Source organism: Dactylosporangium roseum (assembly GCF_025264685.1).
Taxonomy (GTDB): domain Bacteria; phylum Actinomycetota; class Actinomycetes; order Mycobacteriales; family Micromonosporaceae; genus Dactylosporangium; species Dactylosporangium roseum.
This window is the reverse complement of record NZ_CP073721.1, coordinates 5,114,749-5,134,318: the sequence shown is the minus strand read 5'-3', so window position 1 is coordinate 5,134,318 and position 19,570 is coordinate 5,114,749. Positions and strand designations below refer to the sequence as shown.

The following is a 19,570-nucleotide window of genomic DNA, read 5'->3' as shown; positions in this document are numbered from 1 at the left end:
GTGGGTATCGCACAGCTCAACATGGCCAACGGCGTACGCGAGTTCGGGCGGGCGGCCCCCCGCCGGGTCGCGGTCGTCGACGGCGACCGGCAGCTCACGTTCGCCGGCCTGGACGAGCGCTCGAACCGGCTGGGCAACGCGCTGCTGCGTCGCGGCCTCCGGCCCGGCGAGCCGGTGGCGCTGCTGAGCGGCAACCGGATGGAGTACTTCGAGATCGCGGCCGGGCTGTCCAAGGCGGGGCTGCCCATGGTCCCGTTGAACCCCAGGAACAGCTCGGGGGACAACGAGTTCATCGTCCACCACTCCGGTGCCCGCGTGCTGATCATGGAGGACCAGCTCGCGCCGAACACCGTGACCTTCGTCGACGGCATGGACCAGGTGTTCAGCTTCGACGGCGGCGCCGGTGAGGGCTACGAGGACCTGCTCGCCGGGGCGGAGCCCCGGGATCCGGGCGTCGACGTCGACGAGAACGACCCCTTCTGCATCGCCTACACCTCGGGCACGACCGGACAACCCAAGGGCGTCGTCCTGACCCACCGGGGGCGCGTGCTCACCAGCTACGCGGCGGGCATCGAATACGGCCTTGGCCCCGCCAGTAGCACGATGGCGGTCGCGCCGCTCTACCACGGCGCCGGGTTCGCCTTCGGCTTCGCCGGGCCCCAGCTCGGTGGCACCGTGTCGGTCCTGCGGAGCTGGGATCCGGAGCAGTTCCTGAAGATGCTCGAGGTCTCCCGGACGAACACGGTCTTCCTGGTGCCCACCCATGCCCAGCAGATCCGCCGGATCGTCGAGGAGCCGACGGCCAGCTACGATCTGTCGGCGCTGCGGACCCTGTACTTCAACGCCGCCGCGCTGCCGGTCGCGCTGAAGGAATGGGTGCACGAGGCGTTTCCGAACGTCGGGATTCACGAACTGTACGGGTCGACGGAGTGTTCCATCGTCACCGACCTGCGGCCCGAGGACTCGATGCGCAAGGCGGGCAGCGTCGGGCACCCGTGGTTCATGAACGAGGTCAAGCTGCTCGACGACGCCGGGCAAGAGGTTTCGGCCGGGGTGCCGGGTGAGCTGTTCGCGCGCTCGCCCCTGCTCATGAAGGGTTACCTCCACAACGAGGAGGCGACGCGCGAGGCCACGACCGAGGACGGCTTCGTCACGGTCGGGGACATCGCGGTGCGCGACGACGAGGGCTTCATCTCCATCGTCGACCGCAAGAAGGACATGATCATCGCCGGTGGTGTCAACATCTTCCCCCGCGAGATCGAGGAGGCGGTCGCCAGGCACGCGGGTGTCGACGAGGTGGCGGTCATCGGCGTGCCCGACGACGTGTACGGCGAGCGCGTCGCGGCGTTCGTGGTGGCGCGCAGGGGCACCGAGCGGCTCGACATGGGGGACCTGGAGACGTATGTGCGGCAACGCATCGCCAAGTACAAGGTTCCGCGCGAATGGCATGTCGTGGAGAAATTGCCACGGAATCCCGGTGGGAAGATTCTCAAGCGTGAACTTCGTACGGATTACATCAACGGCCGCGAGAAGTGAAACACTGATGCGTTCCTGTTCGCCGCGGAGGTGTCTGCACTCATGACACGGGGATCGAAGACGTCGGGCAAGGTCGCCGACGACAAGGCCGTCGTCTCGCGATCGGCGGTCGCCGACGCACTGTCGCTGAGCCGGATCCGGCCGGCCTACCAGCAGGTGACCGACCAGCTCCTGCAGCGCATCCTGAGCGGGTCGCTCACCGCGGGTGACCGGCTGCCCTCGGAGGCGGAGCTGGCCAGCGCCTTCGGGGTGAGCCGGAGCACCGTGCGGGAAGCGCTGCGCGCCCTGGCGTCCCGAGACGTGATCCGGACGACCCGGGGGACGACCGGCGGGACGTTCGTGTCCCGGGTCCAGCTCGACCAGGTCAGTGACTACCTCGAGACGAGCATCGGGCTGCTGTCCGGGACCGACCTCTCGGTCGCGGACATGCTGGAGGCCCGTGAGCTCCTCGAGGTGCCGGCCGCGCGGCTTGCCGCGCATCGCCGGAGTCAGCAGCATCTCGCGGCGCTGCGGGAAGCCATCGACCGGGAGATCATGAGCCGGGGGCGTGGGGGCAAGTTCCGCGAACACCGCAACTTCCACGGGCTCGTCGTCAAGGCCACGGGCAACGGGCTGCTCGCGGTCATGACCGAGCCGGTGTTCCGGGTCCTTCAGGCGCGGTTCCTCGATCCGGACATTCCGCACGAGTACTGGGGCCAGGTCGATCACGATCACGAGGCGATCCTGCGTGCGATCGACGACGGCGACGGTGACGCGGCGGCGAAGGCGATGAGCGAACATCTCGTCCGGCTGCGCCAGGCCTACCGTGACAACCGGCCGGTCGGCGACGAGCGGGGCTGACCGCTACCACCCCGCTCGGCGACCGGCACGGCCAACGGCGCGTCGGCGTCGGCGGAGGACCGGAGTCCGAACCCTGCCGCACTCGGCCGCGACGCGCGGTCCGCGCCGTTGCCGCCGGTAGCGGCGGGGGCCGGTGCGACGGGCCCGGGAGGCCGGCGGCGGGCGTCACGGCCCACGGCCGCGTCTCCCTGCGCCCGGCGGCCCGGGTGGCCGTCCCGGCAGGGCTGTCGGCGGCGCGCGGCGACCGGCGCGTCCGCATGTCGTGAAACCGGGCTTTCGGCAGCCCGTGATCAAATACGTCTGATATTTGAAATAGGCGTCGCTGGGTGGATCGACGACCGCACCGCCCACCCTTGACAGCAAAATGTCAGACATTTAGGGTCGAGGTACCGGATCAGGGCTACCTGGAGAGGCTTGACATGGCGATAGCAGAAGGCTGGACGGGACGCTTCTTCGAGGATTTCGAGGTGGGCGCGGTGTATCGACACCCGTTGGGCCGAACGGTGAGCGAGGCGGACAACACCTGGTTCACGTTGCTGACCATGAACACCAACCAGATGCATTTCAACGCCGAGTACGCCGCCAGGTCCGAGTTCGGCAAGCCGCTCGTGGTCTCGACCCTGACCGTGGCCATCGCCGTCGGTCAGAGCGTCACCGATCTCACCCAGAACGCATTCGCCAATCTCGGATGGGACGAGATCAGGATGACCCACCCGGTCTTCGCCGGCGACACGCTCTACAGCGAGTCCATCGTGCTCGAAAAGCGCGAGTCGGCCAGCCGCCCGCACGCCGGCATCGTGACCGTCCGGACCCGGACGCTCAACCAGCACGGCGACGAGGTGTGCAGCTTCAAGCGCATGTTCTACGTCTACAAGCGCGGCGCCGAGCAGTTGGCGGGCATCTTCCCGGAGGGCAAGAAGCCGCTTTCGCTGGACAAGAGCGTCGCATGAGCCTGCGCATCACGTACCAGCCCTGGGGAGAGACGCTCGCGGAACTGGCCGACGCCGGACGCCGGGCGGAAGCGGCCGGCGCCGAAGCGCTGTGGGTGTCGGAGTTGCACCGCAGCGCCACCGGCACCGCCGCCGCGCTGGCGCAGGCGACCGAGACCGCCCAGGTCGGCACCTCGATCATGCTGGCGTTCACCCGCAGCCCGATGGTCACCGCCCTGGAGGCGCTCGACCTCGACGAACTCAGCGGAGGGCGGTTCGTGCTCGGGCTGGGCAGCGGTGTCCAGCGCCTCAACGAGGACTGGCACAACGCCCGGTTCGGCAAACCGGTCGCGCACCTGAAGGAGACCGTGCGCAACGTCCGGCACTTCTGGGCGACCACCACGACCGGGGCGACCATCGACCTCCCGGGCGAGTACGAGCCCATGCGCATCCGCGGCTACGAACGCCCGTTCGCGCCCACCCGCCCGGACATCCCGATCTATCTCGCGGCGATGGGCCCGCACATGACCCGCCTCGCCGGCGCGATCGGTGACGGATGGATCAGCCACGAGCTCTGCTCGCCGGCGTACCTGACCCAGCGGGTCCTTCCCGACCTCGAGGTCGGTCTCGCCCGGGCCGAGGGCAGGACCCGCGCGAACCTCGACGTCGTGGTGTCGGCGTGCTGCTCGGTGGACAGCGACCCGAAGGTGGCCAGGCGCCGCACCGCGGGGCTCGTCGGCTTCTACGCCAGCGTGCGCACCTACGCCGACTTCTTCGAGTTCCACGACCTGGGGGAGGAACAGCGGGCGGTCATCGAGGCGTTCCGCTCCGGCAAGGGCGCGGACTACCTCGCCGACAGCGTGACCGACGGGATGGTCGACGCCTTGACCATGTCCGGCGACCGCGACGACGTGGCCGCCCGCATCGCCGCCTACGAGGGTAAGGCCGACTCGGTCAAGCTCAGCCCCCCGACGCACGGCGTCGCCGCGGAAGACACCCGCAAGGCACAGGACGAGATCATCTCGATGATCGCGGATCTCACCGGAGGCACCCGATGAAACCCCTCGCCGATCTGCGCATCATCGCCGTCGAGCAGTACGGTGCCGGCCCGTTCGGCAGCGTCCACCTCGCCGATCTGGGCGCCGAGGTCATCAAGATCGAGGACCCCGCGGTCGGCGGTGACGTCGGCCGCTACGTCCCGCCGTACGGCGAGGACGAGGACTCGCTGTTCTTCGAGACCTTCAACCGGAACAAGCGCAGCCTCTCGCTGGACCTGTCGAGCGAGCCGGGTCGCAAGGTCTTCGAGGAACTGGTCAAGGTCTCCGACGTCGTCTACTCCAACCTGCGCGGCGACGTGCCGGCGAAGATCGGCATCACGTACGACGACCTCAAGCACCTGAACCCGCGGATCGTCTGCGTCTCGCTGACCGGCTTCGGGATGACCGGCCCGCGCCGCAAGGAGCCCGGCTACGACTACGTGCTCCAGGGACTCGGCGGCTGGATGGACCTCACCGGTGAGCCGGACGGACCGCCGACGAAGTCGGGCCTGTCGCTCGTGGACTACTCCGGCGGTCTGGTGGCCGCGATCTCGCTGCTCGCCGGGGTCCACGCCGCCCGGCGCGACGGCGTCGGCATGGACTGCGACGTCAGCCTCTACGACACCGCGATCGGCATGCTTACCTATCCGGCCACCTGGCACCTCAACGCCGGGTTCACCCCCACCCGCACCCGGCACTCCGCGCACCCCTCGCTGGTGCCCTTCCAGGTGTTCGAGGCCAAGGACGGCTGGATGGTCGTGGGCTGCGCGAAGGAGAAGTTCTGGGCCCGCCTGGCCGAGGTCGTCGGCCATCCCGAATGGGCGGCGGCCGGCTCGCCCTACGGGACCTTCGCCGGCCGCCAGCAGCACAGCCAGGAGCTGCTCGCGCTCCTGGAGGCGATCTTCCTGGAGAAGTCCGTGGACGAGTGGCTGGCGGTGCTCTACGCCGCCGGCATTCCCTGCGGCCCGATCAACGACGTGCCGGCCGCCCTCCGCGAGGAGCACACCCGGGCCCGCGGACTGATCGTGGCGACCGAGCACCCCAGGTTCGGCACCGTCGAGCAGGTCGCGTCGCCCGTGCGCGTCGGCTCCCAGCCGCCGACCTACCGCCGCGCGCCCCGGCGCAACGAGGATTTCGACCTGGTGACGCGGACCATCCTCGGGCTCGACGAGGAGCGCGTCGAGTCGCTCAAGGCCCAGGGCGCCTTCGGCAAGCGGCCCGCGCCCGCCGTCCCGCAGAGCGGCGTCGATACGGACGCGGCCTCGCGATGAGGTCCGTGGAGCTGGCGGAGTGGGGGCTCGGGGCCACCGGGTTCCCCGCACCGGTACGTGCGGCCGCCGTCCGTCACCTGCTCGACGGCTTCGGCGCGGCGCTCGCCGCGCTGCGCCTGCGGGCCGCCGATCCGGCGATCGAGGTCGCCGCCGGACTGGGCGGCGCGCCCGAGGCCGCCATCCTGGGCGTGGACGGCAAGATCTCCGCACCCGCCGCCGCGCTGGCCAACGGCACCCTCGTGCACGCGCTCGACTTCGACGACACGCACGCGGGAGGGCTCGTCCACGCGACCGCCGTCGTGCTGCCGGCGGCGTTCGCCGTGGGGCAGCAGGTCGGCGCGACCGGCGCCCAGGTCCTCGACGCGGCCGTCGTCGGCTACGAGACCGTGTGCCGGGTGGCGGCCGCCGCGCCCAACGGTTTCCATGCCCGGGGCCTGCACGCGACCATGGCCACCGGTGTCTTCGCCGCGGCGCTGGTCGCCGCCCGGCTCACCGGCCTGGACCGCGCGCAGGCGGTCAACGCGCTCGGCATCGCCGGCAGCCAGGCCGGCGGGTTGCTGGCCTTCCTCGGCACCGGAGCCGCGACCAAGCAGCTCCACCCGGGCTTCGCCGCCCAGGCGGGACTCATGGCGGCGCGGCTGGCGGCGGCCGGTGCCACCGGCCCGGAGACGGTGTTCGACGGCCCCCACAGCGTCTACGACGCGCTGACCGAGGGCCCGGTGGATCCGAGCGCGATCTCGGCCGGGCTCGGCTCCGTGTGGGAGACCACGCGGATCGGCATCAAGCCCTACCCGGCCTGCCAGCTCTCGCACGCGACGCTCGACGCGGTGCTCGACGCGCGGGAGCAGGTCGAGTTCGTTCCCGGCGACGTCGACACCATCGTCGCCGACGTGCACCCGGACTCCGCCGCGGTCGTCTGCGCCGCCTCGCGTGACCTGACCCGGCCCGCCAGCCCGTACGCCGCGAAGTTCTCCCTGCCGTGGAGCGTGGCCGCGCTGGTCACCGACGGCCGCATCGGGCTCGACACGTTCGACGGCGAGTCGATCGCCCGCCCCGGCGTCGCGGCCCTCGCCGCGCGGGTCCGGTGGAACATCGTCCCGGCGGCCGTCGTGGCCGCCGACGCGCCCGGCAGGGTGCGAATCACGCTGCACAACGGCCGTGCGGTGGTCGGCGCCGTCACGCGGAGCGCGGGTGGACCGCAACGACCGCTCAGCCGTGACGCGTTGCTGGCCAAGCTCACCGGGAACGCCGGCACGGACACCGCCGAGCTGGTCGCCCGGCTCGAATCGCTCGACGACCAGCCAGACATCGACGCCGTTCTCGCGGTGGTGGCGCGCACCGCCGCCGCGGCTCGCACCGAGGGAGAAGCATGACGCTGCACGCCATCCGCCCCGCCGAGTTTCCGTGGTTTCCCTACGACGGTTTCACGTTCTGTCTCGGTCTCGCGGCCGGCAAGGCGGCCTGGACGTCGGGACACACCTCGGCGGCCTTCGACAAGTCCGTCGGCAAGATGACCGTCAGCGGCTCGATGGAGGAGCAGGCGCGGACGGCCTACCAGAAGGTCCTCACCATTCTCGAGGGCGCCGGCCTCGGTCCGCAGGACGTCACCCGGGTGACCGAGAACGTCACCGTGGCCAGCCTGGGCGACTACGCCGCCGCCGCCGGAGTGCGCCGGGAGGTCTTCGGCGGCCACGAGCCCACCGTCTCCACGATCGTCGTCGAGCGGCTGGTCCGCTCCACGGCCTTCCTGGAGGTCGAGCTGCACGCGGTCGACGGCGGCGGCCGGCGGTTGCGCGTGGCGAGCGAGCCGCGCGAGGCCGGCGTGTGGGCGGCGTCGCCGGTCCGGGAGGGGCACGACGGGGCCGTCTACCTGCCCACCGTCGTCCCGATCGACGCGAACGGGGACGTCGTCCACCCGGGCGACTTCGTCGGCCAGTACGCCTACTGCCTGGACAAGGCCGACGAGCTGTTGCGGGCGGCCGGCCTGTCGATCGACGCGGCCGTCACCACCTACGACTACTCGACGCCGGAGACCCGCACCGTCTACCGCAAGGCACACCGGGTCCGCAAGGAGCGCCTCGGCGGGGCGGGCGTCTACCCGGGCGCGGGTGGCATCCTGATGAGCCGGCTGCACCATCCGGAGTCGCTGGTGGTCATCGACGTCACCGCGTCCCGCCACCCCCTCGAACTGGTCAACCCCGGCTGGTCGCGGTACGACACGCTGACCTACGCGCCGGGCATCAAGGCGGGCCGGACCCTCTACATGTCCGGCTTCGGCGCGCTGGACATGGAGACCCAGCAGGTGCTGCACCCCGGCAACCTCGAGGCGCAGGCGGAGGCGACGTACGGGGCGATCCTGCACCTGCTCGGCCACGCCGGTCTCGGCCCGCAGGACCTTCTCGCGACCACCGAGTACTGCGTCGAGTCGGCGCTGCCGGAGTACCGGGTGGTCGCGCCGGTGCGCGAGCGGCTGCTGACGCCGCCGTGGCCGGCGTCGACCGGAGCGATCTGCAAGGGCCTGCTCCGCCCGGAGCTCATGATCGAGGTCTTCCCGACCGCGCTGTACCCGGAAGAGGCGTGATGAGCCTGCTGACCGACGAACTCCGCGCGCTCATCGGGACCACGAAGACCTACACGGCGCCCGAGCCGCTCGGCGCGGCCGCGGGCCGCTACTTCGCGCTCGCGATCGGCGACGACAACCCGCTCTACGTCGACGCCGGGTACGCCCGCGCACACGGGCTCGCCGGGGTCACCGCCCCGCCGACCCTCATCTGCGAGACGAACCAGTACGCCGACGTGGCGATGGACGCCGAGGGCTACGCCGGGCACACCTGGGGGCTGGAGCTGCCGAACACCCGCAAGGTGCGGGGCGGCAACTCCTACGAGTTCCACCGCCGGATCCGGCCCGCGGACGTGGTGACCGCCACCTGGGAGATCGCCGACATGACCGAGAAGAAGACGGGCGGTGGTGCCGACATGCTGATCGTCACGTCCCGGGCGACGTACCGCGACCAGGACGGCGAGCTGCTGGCCACCAACGAGGAGACGATCATCTTCGTGTCCCTGGGGGAGCGGGCATGAACCTTCGACCCGGTGCCGCGGTCCCGCCGCTGGAACGGACGATCTCCCTCACCGACATGGTCGCCTACGCCGGTGCGACGTGGGACTGGCACAAGATGCACTACGACCCGGACTTCGTGAAGGCGCGGCGCCTGCCGGCGCCCGTCGTGGACGGCCAGGTCTTCGGGGCACTGCTCGTCGAGCAGCTACAGGACTGGCTGGGGCCCGAATGCTTCGTCCAGAAGCTGGCGTTCACCTTCAAGGCCCTGGTCTTCGCCGGCGAGACGGTGCGCTGCGAGGGCACGGTCGTCGAGGCCCACGACGATCACGTGGTGGTCCGGCAGCGGGTCGTCGTGGTGGACGCCGACGGCAAGGAGCTGCGCTCGGCGGCGGAGCCGGCGTCGGCCACCGTGCTGCTCGGCACCGCCGACGGGCCGGGAGCGGCACGGTGAGCACCGGCGTCGCGATCGTCGGCGTGGCCGAGAGCGATCTCGGGGTGACCGGCCGCTCGATCCTGGGGTTGCAGACCCAGGCGGTCACCCGGGCCCTCGCCGACGCCGGGCTGCGGCTGCGCGACGTGGACGGCCTCGCCACCACGGGCATCTCCCGCTTCTCGGCCACCCAGCTCGCCGAGTATCTCGGTGTCGAACCGCGCTGGACCGACTCGACGTACGCCGGCGGTTCGGCGTACGAGATGATGGTCGCCCGCGCGGTCCAGGCCATCAACGCCGGGCAGGCCGACACGGTTGTCGTCAGCTTCGCGTCCAACCAGCGCTCGGCCCGATCACGCTCGCTGGCCGGCGTGGTCGAGAGCCACACGCCCGAGGCCCAGTTCGAGACGCCGTACGACCCCTTGTACCCGCTGTCGTACTACGCGATGGCGGCGCAGAAGTACCTGCACCGGTTCGGCGCCACGCGGGAACAGCTCGCCGAGGTCGCCGTCGCCGCACGCGAGTGGGCACTGCTCAACCCCGCGGCGTTCCGCTACGGCGCCGGACCGATCACGGCCGACGACGTCCTGAACTCCACAATGGTGTCCAGCCCGCTCACCGTCGGCGACTGTTGCCTGGTCACCGACGGCGGCGGCGCGGTCGTGCTCACCTCGCTGGAACGCGCCGCCGATCTGGCCAGGAAGCCGGTCGAGGTGCTCGGATACGGCGAGCGCACGACGAACACCTCGATGACCGCGGTCGACGATCTCACGGTGACCGGCGCGGTCGGGTCCGGTGCCGACGCCCTGGGCCGGGCCGGGCTGACCCCCGCGGACATCGACGTGGTCGAGGTGTACGACTCGTTCACGATCACCGTCGCCCTGACGATCGAGGCGCTCGGCTTCTGCGGTGCCGGCGAGGCGCTGGACTGGATCCAGGGCGGGCGCATCCGTCCCGGAGGGGACTTCCCCCTCAACACCTCCGGCGGCGGGCTCTCCTACTGCCATCCCGGACAGTACGGCATCCTGCTGCTCGTCGAGGCGGTCCGGCAACTGCGTGGTGAGGCCGGGGCGCGGCAGGTGCCCGGTGCCCGTACGGCCCTGGCGCACGGCACCGGCGGGATCCTGTCCACCCACGCGACGGTCGTCCTGGGGGTGGACCGATGACCGCACCCGAGGTGCCCCCGGCCGACGAGGTCACCCAGGACTGGTGGGCGGCCACGACCGAGCACCGGCTGGTCGTGCAGTCGTGCGGCTCGTGTGACGGTGTCCAGCACCCGCCGCGGGCGCTGTGCATCCACTGTGGATCGACCGAGCGGCTCGGCTGGCGCGCGGCGTCCGGCACCGGGACCGTCGACTCGTTCACCGTGGTCCACCGCGCGCCGCGGGCGGGGCTCGAGGTCCCCTACGTCGTCGCCCGGGTCCGGCTGGACGAGGGGCCGATCCTGTTGACCCGGCTGGAGGGGAGGGACGCCGGCGACGAATGGGTCGTCGACGACCGGGTCCGGGTGGCCTGGGCCGACCTGCCGGACGGCCGTGCGCTGCCGGTCTTCCATCCCGTTGAGGGCGAACCCGACCGGGCCGAGGTGCCCGCGGCAGAGAGGCAGCACCGTGGACTTCCAGCTTGACGACGTCCAGCGCGAGTTCCGATCGCTCCTGCGTGACTTCGTGAACCGGGAGATCATTCCCGTCGCGCGCGAGTGGGAGCAGACCGGCCGGTACCCCACCGAGATCGTCAAGGGCATGGCCGACATCGGGCTGTTCGGCATCACGGTCCCCGAGGAGTTCGGCGGACTCGATCTGGACCCGGTCTCCTTCGCGATCGTGTTCGAGGAGATCTCCCGGGGCTGGATGGGCATCGCCGGGATCCTGGGCAGCCATTCCCTGGCCTGCCGGTTGATCGCGACGCACGGCACGGCGGAGCAGAAGGAGCGGTACCTTCCCGAGCTCGCCACCGGCCGGCGGCGGACCGGGATCGGCCTCACCGAACCCGACGCCGGCACCGATCTGCAGGGCATCCGCACGACCGCGAAGCGCGACGGCGACCACTACGTCGTCAACGGCGCCAAGATGTGGATCACCAACGCCCGGTACGCCAACCCGCTGCCGGTACTGGTCAAGACCGACCCGGCGGCATCACCCGCGCACCGGGGCATGAGTGTCCTGCTGATCGAGTCCGACGCCGAGGGATTCACGGTCACCAAGGACATCCCGAAGCTGGGGTACAAGGGCACGGAGTCCTGCGAGATCCTGCTCGACAACGTCCGCGTGCCCGCCGGCCAGTTGCTCGGCGGCGTCGAGGGCAAGGGGATGCAGCAGGTGCTCTCGGCACTGGAGTGGGGCCGGGTCAACATCGCGGCGCGGTCGGTCGGCATCGCCCAGCGGGCCCACGACGAGGCGCTGGCGTACGCCCAGCAGCGCAAGGCCTTCGGCCGGGTCATCGGGGACTTCCAGGCGATCCAGCTCAAGCTGGCGAGCCTCGCCACCCAGGTCCAGGCGGCGCGGCTGATGGCCTACTGGGCGGCGGACGCGGTACGCCGGGGCCGCGCCGACGGCGAGACCGGCATGGCGAAGATCTTCTGCTCGGAGGTGGCGCTGGAGGCCGCGATCGACGCGATGAAGGTCCACGGCGGCTACGGCTACTCCACCGAGTTCGAGGTCGAGCGGCTGTACCGCGACGCCATCCTGATGAGCATCGGCGAGGGAACCAACGACGTCCTGCGGACCGTGGTGGCGAAGTCCCTCATGCGCGGCGAGACGGTGGTCGGATGAGCACCGCGGGACTGCCCCGCTCCTATCTCTACGTGCCGGGTAACGCGCCGGCCATGCTGGCCAAGGCGCTGGGGCGGGGAGCCGACGCGCTCATCCTCGACCTCGAGGACGCGGTGCCGTTGCGGGACAAGGACAGCGCCCGTGCGGCCGTCGTGGCGTGGTCGCGGGCACAGCCGGCCGACCTCGACACCGAGCTGTGGGTCCGCATCAACCAGGCTCCGCTGCGGCTGACCGACGCCGCGGCCCTCGCCGGCATCCCGGCCGTCAAGGGACTCGTGCTGGCCAAGGTCGAGAGCGCGCACGAGGTGGTCGAGGTCGGCGAACTGCTGAGCGGCCTCGGTGACCACGACACGCTGCTGATGCCGATGATCGAAACAGCCGGATCGGTGCTGGAGGCCGCCGCGATCGCGGCCCGGCCCCGCGTCCACCAGCTCCAGATCGGCGAGGTCGACCTCACCGGCGAGACCGGCATCACCCCCGGCGAGGACGAGGCGGAGCTGGCGGGCATCCGCACGATGATCGTCCTGGCCAGCACGGCCGCGCGGATCAACCCCCCGGTGGGGCCGGTCTCGCGGATCACGGCCGACCCGGCGGCGCTGGCGCGCTCGACGCGGCTCGTCCGGCGGCAGGGCTTCGTCGGGCGCGCCTGCGTCCACCCGGCACAGCTCGCGGTCGTCCACGAGGTCTTCACCCCGACCGAGGCGCAGGTGGCCGAGGCACGGTCGGTCATCGGGGTCTTCGCGGCGGCCGAGGCCGCCGGCCAGGGCGTCGTGCTCGACGACGACGGCCGGCTCGTCGACGTCGCGGTGCTCCGCAGCGCCCGCAAGACGCTGGCGATGGCGGCGATGGCGGCGCGCCGATGACCCGGATCACCCATGCCGACCTGACCCGCGGCGACCACCGCTGGCGCGAAGCGCCGATGCCGGGCGCCAACCGGGGCATCGAACTGGTGCGCCTCGACTCGACCGGCGACACGTTCGCGATCCTCGGCCGGTTCCCGGCCGGGTTCGAGCGGGTCCGGCCGGGCGGATACCTGGCGGGGGAGGAGTTCATCGTTCTGACGGGATTCCTCGACCTCGAAGGGGTTCGCCGTCACCCTGGCGACCTGACGTACGTTCCGCCGCGTTTCCTGCGGACCGACATGCGGGCACCGGAGGGATGTACCGTGCTGGCCTGGTTCGGTGGCCCCGCCGTGTTCCGTCCCGCCGAGCAGCTCGACGGCGCGGTCATGGACGGGATCGTCACGGTGTCCGTCAAGGGCGCCGCGGCGGGGCCGCTGCTGTCGACGCCCGGGGCGGACTGGGTCGTGCACGCCCCCGGCGAGCCGGTCACCGAGGCCGAGGGGGACTCGGTGGATGTCGGGCTGACCTGGTGGCACCGGCTGGCGGCCGGTGCCCCGGCGGGACCGGGCGACGGAGGGCGGGTCGTCCGCGTCGTCCGCGTCCAGCGCGGCTGAGTCCGCGGTCCGCTTCGGCCCGCAGTGGCAGACCCGGGGTGCGCGACGGAGCCTGCCGGGCACTGGCTGGTAGGCGGCGGGGCCGGCCGCGCCGCCCGCCGGGCTCGCCGCGCGGCCAGAAGGTCGGCCGTCGTGTCGACGTCGGCCCGATACGCCGCCCGGTCGCGCGGTCCCCGGCCCGGGCTTGACAGGTGTGTTCCGACTAGCGAAACATCGTTTCTAGTGTGCCGAGTCTCGGATGCGGCTGGTGCCATACCACGGGTGGCCGGCCGGTCACAGTGCGGTATGAGATCGACAGGAGTGGATCAGAGTCATGCTGTTGGAACCTGATCGGGCCGTGCCGTGAAGCCGCGCGAGGACGCGCGGATCGCGGTCCGTCTCCGCCCGGCCGGCCTCGGTGCCGATATCGTCGCGATGCCCCACGACGCCGAGAGGGAGGGGCCGAGGCCCCCGGACGGGCGGGTGACGGCCCGGCGAGCCGGGCACCGCGGCCGCCGCTCGGACCGGGGAAGGAACGGCAGGGCCGGGGTGACGTCGGGATGACCGCGCGATCGTACCTGTACGTGCCGGGTGACGCCCCGGCGAAGCTGGACCGCGCGCTCTCCCGCGGGGCCGACGCGCTCATCGTGGACCTGGAGGACGCGGTACCACCGGGCGGCAAGGCCGCGGCCCGCGCCGCCGTCGCCGAGTGGGTCACCACGGTACAGCCGGGCGACGTCGAGATCTGGGTGCGCGTCAACCCGGGACCGCTGCGCGACGACGACGTGCGTGCCGTGGCCGGCGCGCCGGCGGTGCGTGGTCTGGTGGTCGCGAAGTGCGAGTCACCGGCAGAGGTCGAGGCGCTCGACGCGTTGCTGGGTTCGATCGGTTCGTCGACGGCGGTCGTGCCGCTGCTGGAGTCCGCCGCGGCGGTCATGCGCGCGCCGGCGATCGCGGCCGCGCCACGGGTGGTCAGGCTCCAGCTCGGCGAGGCCGACCTGCGCGCCGACCTCGGGGTGAGCCCGGGGGAGGACGAGCGTGAACTGCTGTTGGTGCGCTCGCAGGTCGTGCTCGCCTCCGCGGCTGCCGGGATCGGCCCTCCGGCGGCTCCGGTCTCGACCGACTTCACCGACCTCGAGGCGCTGCGTGCGTCCACGATGGCCTTGGCGCGGCTGGGCTACGTCGGCCGGGCCTGCATCCATCCCGCCCAGGTCGCCGTGGTGAACGAGGTCTTCACGCCCGGTGCCGAAGAGGTGGATCGGGCCCGCGACCTGATCGCCCGCTTCGAGGCGGCCGCGGGTGGCGTGGTGGTGGACGCGCGTGGCCGGATGGTGGACGAGGCGGTCGTCCGCCAGGCCCGCCGCCTGTTGGCGCGTGCGGCGGGCCACGGCGGCTGAGTCACGGACGGGCGGTGGGCCGGTGCAGGTACTGACCCCTGGGCCGGCCCACGATCTGGCCGTCGGCCAGGACGGCCTCGCCGCGCAGGAACGTGTCGGTGACCCGGGCGGTGAGCTCGAAGCCCTCGAACGGCGTGTATTCCTGGGCCGACTCGGAGTCCGCCGCGCGCACCACGTAGGACACGGTGTCGTCGACGAGGCAGAAGTCCGCGTCGTAGCCGGTCGCGATCGTGCCCTTGGTGCGCAGACCGAAGCGCTGCGCCGGATTCCACGCGGTGAGCCGGGCGACCTCCTGGTCCGGCAGGCCGCGCTTGCGTCCCTCGCTGATCAGCCCCGGCAGCAGGTACTCGGCACCGCCGAAGCCCGACTTCGCGAGGAAGACGTTGTCGCGCGGCTCGCCGAACTTCGCCTCGTCCCGGCAGCACGCGTGGTCACTGGTCACCCACGAGAAGTCGCCGGCGAGCATGTGACGCCAGAGCGCCTCCACGTCCTCCCTGGGGCGAAGCGGCGGGTTCACCTTGCCGCCGATGCCGCTCGCGGTGTGAATGTCCGCGAGGAGATGGCCGATGGTGACCTCACGGCGGAAGTCGACGTGCGGGAAGGTCTGGGCCATCAGCATCGCCGCCTCGATCGCCTTGGCCGAGGAGAGGTGCAGCAGGTTGATCGTCGGCAGCGCGGTCTCGTGCGCCAGGTACGAGGCGATCGTGATGGCCAGGCCCTCGGAGTGCGGCGGGCGCGATGCGCTGTACGCCTCGAGCCCCGTGAGCACCCCCTCCTCCTCCACGATCTTGGTGTAGGCCCGCATGATCTCGGCCGTCTCGCAGTGCAGCGACAGCGAGATCGAGTCGGCCAGGTCCCGGAACCGGTCGTCCTCACGGGCCCGCTGGATCGCGCGCATGACGAACTCGAAGTGCGCGTAGTCGTAGGACTCGTCCTCGGGAATCATGAGGAACGAGTTCTGCGAGGCGGACCGGCCGTGCAGGCCGTGCGTGCCGTAGAACATGAAGATCTTGAAGGACGGCACACCGAACTCGCCGATGAGATCCGGGATCTCGTCGATGTGCTGCTTGAGAATGGGCGCGAGGTGGAAGCCGTAGTCGATGAAGGCGTTGCCCTCGGTGGCCCGCAGCGCCTCGGGGAAGACCTCGGCGTAGGGGCCGGTCCGGTTGAGGTAGTACTGACCGGTTCGCAGGTAGGTGATGCCGCTGGTCACGCCGCCCTGTGCGGCGGCCCGGCTCTCCGAGCGGGCGTCCTCGCCGAGAGGGTTGTAGATGCCCCAGTGCTGATGCACGTCAACGACGCCGGGAAAGGCGAGCCGACCGCGGCCGTCGACGACCTGGGCCGCCTCGGCGGCGTCGATCTCCGGCTCCAGCCGGACGAAACGACCGCCGGCGATGCCGAGATCGAGCGTGGGTGTCGTGGCGTCATCGGGACGCACGACGCGGACGTTCTTCACGATCAGGTCGAGGGTCGGCGCTGAGTCTGGGGTCGGCATGGGGTTAGGCTCCTTGGTCACGCCACGATTCCCGCTTCGCGGAGGGTGGCTAGCTCCTGCGGCGAGCAGCCCAGCTCGCCGAAGACGGCATCGGTGTCGGCGCCGAGCGGGCGCCCGGTGAAGCGGATGCGACCCGGTGAGGCCGACATCCGCCACATCACGTTGTGCATCAGCATCGGACCGAAGTCCTCGTCGTCCACCTTGGTCAGCATCTCCGCCTGCCGGATGTGCGGGTCGGTGACGATGTCCTTGGCGTCGTAGACCGGCGCGATCGCGGCTCCGGCCTCCTCGAACGCCTCGAGCACCTCGGCGCGGGTCCGCTGGCCGACCCAGTCGCCGACGTAGGCGTCGAGCAGGTCCACGTGCTCGGCCCGCTCCCGGCCGGACTTGAACCACGGCTCGTCGATCACCTCCGGGTGTCCGACGAGCCGCAGCACGCGTTCGGCGATGCGCTGGGCGCTGGTCGAGATGGCGACCCATGAGCCGTCGCTCGTGCGGTAGGTGTTGCGCGGGGCGTTGTTCGTCGATCGGTTGCCGTGGCGCTCGGCGACGATCCCGAGCACGTCGTAGACCGTCGCGGCCGGACCCACCGCCGCCATGATCGGTTCGAGGATGCTGAGATCCACCACCTGCCCCGAGCCGTGCTGGTCGCGATGGCGCAGCGCCATCAGCGTGGCCGACGACGCCGCGATGCCGCAGATGCTGTCCGCCAGCCCGAACGAGGGCAGCGTCGGCGGGCCGTCCGGGTCGCCCGTCATCGCGGCGAACCCGCTCATCGCCTCGGCCAGGGTGCCGAAGCCGGCCCGGTGCGCGTAGGGTCCGGTCTGGCCGAACCCGGTGATGCGGACGATGACCAGTCCGGGATTCGCCTCGTGCAGTTGCTCCGGCCCGACGCCCCAGCGCTCCAGCGTGCCCGGGCGGAAGTTCTCCACCACGACGTCGGCGGTGGCCGCCAGGCGCAGGAACAGCTCGGCCCCCTCGGGCTTGCCCAGATCGAGACCGATCGTCCGCTTGTTGCGACTGATCTCCTTCCACCACACCGGCACGCCGTCCTTCTGGTGGCCGTGCCCGCGCATGCTGTCGCCGTATCGCGGATGCTCGATCTTGATGACCTCGGCGCCGAAGTCACCGAGTATCCGGCAGCACAACGGTCCGGCGAGGATGGTGGAGGCGTCGAGCACTCGCAGGCCCTCAAGCGGCATCATGTGTGCATCACGTCCTTGTGCTGACCCTAGTGTTCCGGCGATTGAAACAGCGTTTCGCTGATCCTAACCGAGGCCGCAAGGGTGGCCAAGGGGCAACGTGGGACGAACGGTTCCGGCGCGGCGAGCCCGTCGGCCCGGGCGACCGCGCGTCGGGTGCGGCCGGGAGCGGGCCGGTGCGGGCGGTGCGAACGCCGAGCGCGGTGCGGAACGCCGGAACGGCCGGCGCTGCCGTGGTCGGGTGGTCCCGGCGCGGTCGTCGTCGGTGTCCTTCCTCTCGGCACGGCGGGGATGGGCGTTGCCAGTGGCTGTCGCGCCCACTAGGGTCACCGAAACGGCGTTCCATCCATAGGAACGAATGAAGGACGGCTGATGACTCTGCACAGTGCGCTGGTGTTGCTGCACCTCATGTTGCTCACGTACTGGCTCGGCGCCGATCTCGGCGTCTTCTATTCCAGCCGGTTCGTCCTGAGGCCGGATCTCTCGGCCCAGACCCGGACGATCGCGCTGCGAATCATGAGCTGGCTGGACATGTCACCCAAGATCTGTCTGGTGCTGTTCCTGCCGAGTGGCGTATCGCTGATCGCCGCCCATCCCCTGGGCAAGGACTTCGTCGGTTGGCCTGTGGCGGCGGTGTGGGTGGCGTCACTGATCTGGCTCGGCCTGCTGCTCGCCGATCATTGGCTGCACGGCAAGGCCCTGGGCGCGCTGGTGCGCCGGCTCGACCTCGTCGCGCGAGGCATCGTCATCGTGGTGATGCTGGGCGCCGCCGTCTACACGTTCGTCAACCCGGCGCCGTTCGGGGCTGACAGCGACCCGCGTTGGCTCGGTGTGAAGGTCGGGCTCTACGCGATCGCGGTCGCCTGCGGCGTGGGCATCCGGATGATGCTGCTCCCCTTCGGGCCGGCTTTCGGCCGCATCGCCTCCGGCAACAGTGACCCGGAGGCCGAGGCGATCCTCGCCCGGTCGATGCGGCGCAGCATCCCGTTCGTCGTGGTGATCTGGGCGTGCGTGTTCGGCGCCGCATTGCTCGGCGTCTTCAAGCCAGGCAGCACCTGGATCAGCGGCTGATGCCGGCGGACCGGCCGGTGAACCCGGCGGTGGTACTGGCGCGAGCCGGGAACGAACCACAGATCGAGATCGTCGAAGAGGCGGTCGAAAGACCCGGCCCGGACGAGGTCGAGGTACAGCTCGTCGCCGCGGACGTGTCACCGCTGGACCGGCAGATCGCGGCCGGTCGGATGCCGGTCGCCGCCGCGCCCCCGCTGCGACTGGGCACGACGGCCGTCGCCCGGGTCGTCCCGTCCGCGGCGGGCGGCGCCCTCGACGGCGCCCTTGTCTACGTGCTCGGCGAACTGACCGGCATGGGTATCACCCGGCCCGGCACGTTCGCCGAGCGCTTCACCGTCCGGCGTGACCAGGTGGTGGCACTTCCCGGTGGACTCGACCCGCGGCGGGCTGCCGCGGGGTCGGCCGGCGGGCTCGCCGCGCGGCTGGCGCTGTTCGACACCGCGGCGCTCACGCCGGACGAGACGGTGCTCGTGCTCGGCGGTACGGGTGCGGTCGGTCGGGCGGCGGTGACCGTCGCCGCGGCGCACGGCGCACGCGTGATCGCCGCGGCCCGGACGCCCTCCGCCATACCTCAGGCGGGCCCGGCCGTCACGCCGATCGGACTGGCGAACCTCGCCGGCGACGTTCTCGAGCTCACCGGCGGGGCCGGCGCGGACGTGATCATCGACTGCGTGGGTGGCCCGGTGCTCTCGGCGGCGATGCGTGCGGGTGCGTTCCGTTGCCGGCACGTGGTGCTCGGCTATACGGCCGGGATGGTCACGGAGATCGTCATCGGCGCGCTGATGGCCAAGGAGCACCGCCTCATGGGCTTCAACCTCATGACCGTCGCGGGGGAGCGGCAGCGCGCCGTGCTCGCCGACGTGCTGGCCGATCTCGCGGACGGGCGGTTCGAGCCCACCATCGGTGCGGTGTACGACCTTTCGGACGCGCCCACCGCCTTCGCGCGTGCCGGCGCGACGGTGGGCCGCACCCTGCTCACGCGATAGGCGACGCCGCGCGGCGAACCGACCTACGGGGAGCGGCGCGATGATCAGCGTGACCGCAGTGGGGCTCGTCGCGACGACGAGCCCGCTGTGGTGCGGTCTTGTCCATCAC

Annotated in this window: 19 protein-coding genes; 17 read left to right on the top strand and 2 right to left on the bottom strand. The window is 71.4% G+C overall.

Going from position 1 to position 19,570, the window contains the following annotated elements; genetic code table 11:
- The 15 genes from Drose_RS24035 (at position 1) to Drose_RS23965 (ending at position 14,707) form a co-directional block, all read left to right on the top strand.
- Positions 1 to 1,536 (top strand): class I adenylate-forming enzyme family protein, encoded by a 1,536-nt coding sequence (locus tag Drose_RS24035; protein WP_260723566.1) that lies wholly within the window; start codon positions 1 to 3, stop codon positions 1,534 to 1,536.
- A 42-nt stretch (positions 1,537 to 1,578) separates the two neighbouring features.
- Positions 1,579 to 2,376, top strand: coding sequence for a FadR/GntR family transcriptional regulator (locus tag Drose_RS24030; RefSeq protein ID WP_260723565.1), 798 nt, complete (start codon positions 1,579 to 1,581; stop codon positions 2,374 to 2,376).
- 419 nt (positions 2,377 to 2,795) lie between these two features.
- The gene (locus Drose_RS24025; protein WP_260723564.1) at positions 2,796 to 3,326 is read left to right on the top strand and encodes a MaoC family dehydratase; all 531 of its coding nucleotides are present in this window, start codon (positions 2,796 to 2,798) and stop codon (positions 3,324 to 3,326) included.
- On the top strand, positions 3,323 to 4,363 hold the full coding sequence (locus Drose_RS24020; protein WP_260723563.1) for an LLM class flavin-dependent oxidoreductase: 1,041 nt from the start codon (positions 3,323 to 3,325) through the stop codon (positions 4,361 to 4,363). The genes Drose_RS24025 and Drose_RS24020 overlap by 4 nt, the downstream gene beginning before the upstream one ends.
- Positions 4,360 to 5,613: a CaiB/BaiF CoA transferase family protein gene (locus Drose_RS24015; protein WP_260723562.1), complete on the top strand. Its 1,254-nt coding sequence runs from the start codon at positions 4,360 to 4,362 to the stop codon at positions 5,611 to 5,613. Before Drose_RS24020 ends, Drose_RS24015 begins: the two co-directional genes overlap by 4 nt.
- The gene (locus Drose_RS24010) at positions 5,610 to 6,986 is read left to right on the top strand and encodes an MmgE/PrpD family protein (RefSeq protein ID WP_260723561.1); all 1,377 of its coding nucleotides are present in this window, start codon (positions 5,610 to 5,612) and stop codon (positions 6,984 to 6,986) included. The genes Drose_RS24015 and Drose_RS24010 overlap by 4 nt, the downstream gene beginning before the upstream one ends.
- Positions 6,983 to 8,194 carry a Rid family hydrolase gene (locus tag Drose_RS24005; RefSeq protein WP_260723560.1) on the top strand — a complete coding sequence of 404 codons (1,212 nt, stop codon included), beginning with the start codon at positions 6,983 to 6,985 and terminating at the stop codon, positions 8,192 to 8,194. The genes Drose_RS24010 and Drose_RS24005 overlap by 4 nt, the downstream gene beginning before the upstream one ends.
- Positions 8,194 to 8,694, top strand: coding sequence for a MaoC family dehydratase N-terminal domain-containing protein (locus tag Drose_RS24000; RefSeq protein WP_260723559.1), 501 nt, complete (start codon positions 8,194 to 8,196; stop codon positions 8,692 to 8,694). The genes Drose_RS24005 and Drose_RS24000 overlap by 1 nt, the downstream gene beginning before the upstream one ends.
- The gene (locus Drose_RS23995; RefSeq protein WP_260723558.1) at positions 8,691 to 9,125 is read left to right on the top strand and encodes a MaoC/PaaZ C-terminal domain-containing protein; all 435 of its coding nucleotides are present in this window, start codon (positions 8,691 to 8,693) and stop codon (positions 9,123 to 9,125) included. The genes Drose_RS24000 and Drose_RS23995 overlap by 4 nt, the downstream gene beginning before the upstream one ends.
- Positions 9,122 to 10,270, top strand: a complete 1,149-nt coding sequence (locus Drose_RS23990; protein WP_260723557.1) for an acetyl-CoA acetyltransferase — start codon at positions 9,122 to 9,124, stop codon at positions 10,268 to 10,270. Before Drose_RS23995 ends, Drose_RS23990 begins: the two co-directional genes overlap by 4 nt.
- Positions 10,267 to 10,731 (top strand): Zn-ribbon domain-containing OB-fold protein, encoded by a 465-nt coding sequence (locus tag Drose_RS23985; protein ID WP_260723556.1) that lies wholly within the window; start codon positions 10,267 to 10,269, stop codon positions 10,729 to 10,731. Before Drose_RS23990 ends, Drose_RS23985 begins: the two co-directional genes overlap by 4 nt.
- A complete protein-coding gene (locus Drose_RS23980; RefSeq protein WP_260723555.1) occupies positions 10,715 to 11,875 on the top strand; it encodes an acyl-CoA dehydrogenase family protein in 1,161 nt (386 codons plus the stop codon). The genes Drose_RS23985 and Drose_RS23980 overlap by 17 nt, the downstream gene beginning before the upstream one ends.
- Complete coding sequence (locus Drose_RS23975; protein ID WP_260723554.1) at positions 11,872 to 12,738, top strand: HpcH/HpaI aldolase/citrate lyase family protein; 867 nt, start codon at positions 11,872 to 11,874, stop codon at positions 12,736 to 12,738. The genes Drose_RS23980 and Drose_RS23975 overlap by 4 nt, the downstream gene beginning before the upstream one ends.
- A complete protein-coding gene (locus Drose_RS23970; protein WP_260723553.1) occupies positions 12,735 to 13,331 on the top strand; it encodes a hypothetical protein in 597 nt (198 codons plus the stop codon). The genes Drose_RS23975 and Drose_RS23970 overlap by 4 nt, the downstream gene beginning before the upstream one ends.
- A 539-nt stretch (positions 13,332 to 13,870) precedes the next feature.
- On the top strand, positions 13,871 to 14,707 hold the full coding sequence (locus Drose_RS23965; protein ID WP_260723552.1) for an HpcH/HpaI aldolase/citrate lyase family protein: 837 nt from the start codon (positions 13,871 to 13,873) through the stop codon (positions 14,705 to 14,707).
- 1 nt (position 14,708) lies between these two features.
- Here Drose_RS23965 and Drose_RS23960 read toward each other — a convergent pair whose 3' ends face one another.
- Entirely contained in the window at positions 14,709 to 16,202 is a 1,494-nt protein-coding gene (locus tag Drose_RS23960; protein ID WP_260723551.1) for a dihydroorotase, read from the bottom strand.
- 17 nt (positions 16,203 to 16,219) lie between these two features.
- The gene (locus tag Drose_RS23955) at positions 16,220 to 17,407 is read right to left on the bottom strand and encodes a CaiB/BaiF CoA transferase family protein (protein ID WP_260723550.1); all 1,188 of its coding nucleotides are present in this window, start codon (positions 17,405 to 17,407) and stop codon (positions 16,220 to 16,222) included.
- Positions 17,408 to 17,776: 369 nt separating this feature from the next.
- On the opposite strand from Drose_RS23955, the gene Drose_RS23950 reads away from it, so the two are divergent.
- Together Drose_RS23950 and Drose_RS23945 are read left to right on the top strand one after the other, a co-directional pair.
- Complete coding sequence (locus Drose_RS23950; RefSeq protein WP_260723549.1) at positions 17,777 to 18,475, top strand: hypothetical protein; 699 nt, start codon at positions 17,777 to 17,779, stop codon at positions 18,473 to 18,475.
- Positions 18,475 to 19,461, top strand: a complete 987-nt coding sequence (locus tag Drose_RS23945; protein ID WP_260723548.1) for a quinone oxidoreductase family protein — start codon at positions 18,475 to 18,477, stop codon at positions 19,459 to 19,461. Before Drose_RS23950 ends, Drose_RS23945 begins: the two co-directional genes overlap by 1 nt.
- The last annotated feature ends 109 nt before the right edge of the window (positions 19,462 to 19,570 follow it).

Bases quoted from the DNA above. Each gene is read 5' to 3' on its own strand.
- Drose_RS23970 (WP_260723553.1), top strand. From the start codon at position 12,735: ATGACCCGGATCACCCATGCCGACCTGACCCGCGGCGACCACCGCTGG.
- Drose_RS23995 (WP_260723558.1), top strand. From the start codon at position 8,691: ATGAACCTTCGACCCGGTGCCGCGGTCCCGCCGCTGGAACGGACGATC.
- Drose_RS23985 (WP_260723556.1), top strand. From the start codon at position 10,267: ATGACCGCACCCGAGGTGCCCCCGGCCGACGAGGTCACCCAGGACTGG.
- Drose_RS24000 (WP_260723559.1), top strand. From the start codon at position 8,194: ATGAGCCTGCTGACCGACGAACTCCGCGCGCTCATCGGGACCACGAAG.
- Drose_RS23955 (WP_260723550.1), bottom strand. From the start codon at position 17,407: ATGATGCCGCTTGAGGGCCTGCGAGTGCTCGACGCCTCCACCATCCTC.
- Drose_RS24010 (WP_260723561.1), top strand. From the start codon at position 5,610: ATGAGGTCCGTGGAGCTGGCGGAGTGGGGGCTCGGGGCCACCGGGTTC.
- Drose_RS24030 (WP_260723565.1), top strand. From the start codon at position 1,579: ATGACACGGGGATCGAAGACGTCGGGCAAGGTCGCCGACGACAAGGCC.
- Drose_RS24005 (WP_260723560.1), top strand. From the start codon at position 6,983: ATGACGCTGCACGCCATCCGCCCCGCCGAGTTTCCGTGGTTTCCCTAC.
- Drose_RS23950 (WP_260723549.1), top strand. From the start codon at position 17,777: ATGACTCTGCACAGTGCGCTGGTGTTGCTGCACCTCATGTTGCTCACG.
- Drose_RS24025 (WP_260723564.1), top strand. From the start codon at position 2,796: ATGGCGATAGCAGAAGGCTGGACGGGACGCTTCTTCGAGGATTTCGAG.
- Drose_RS23965 (WP_260723552.1), top strand. From the start codon at position 13,871: ATGACCGCGCGATCGTACCTGTACGTGCCGGGTGACGCCCCGGCGAAG.
- Drose_RS24020 (WP_260723563.1), top strand. From the start codon at position 3,323: ATGAGCCTGCGCATCACGTACCAGCCCTGGGGAGAGACGCTCGCGGAA.
- Drose_RS23975 (WP_260723554.1), top strand. From the start codon at position 11,872: ATGAGCACCGCGGGACTGCCCCGCTCCTATCTCTACGTGCCGGGTAAC.
- Drose_RS24015 (WP_260723562.1), top strand. From the start codon at position 4,360: ATGAAACCCCTCGCCGATCTGCGCATCATCGCCGTCGAGCAGTACGGT.
- Drose_RS23960 (WP_260723551.1), bottom strand. From the start codon at position 16,202: ATGCCGACCCCAGACTCAGCGCCGACCCTCGACCTGATCGTGAAGAAC.
- Drose_RS23945 (WP_260723548.1), top strand. From the start codon at position 18,475: ATGCCGGCGGACCGGCCGGTGAACCCGGCGGTGGTACTGGCGCGAGCC.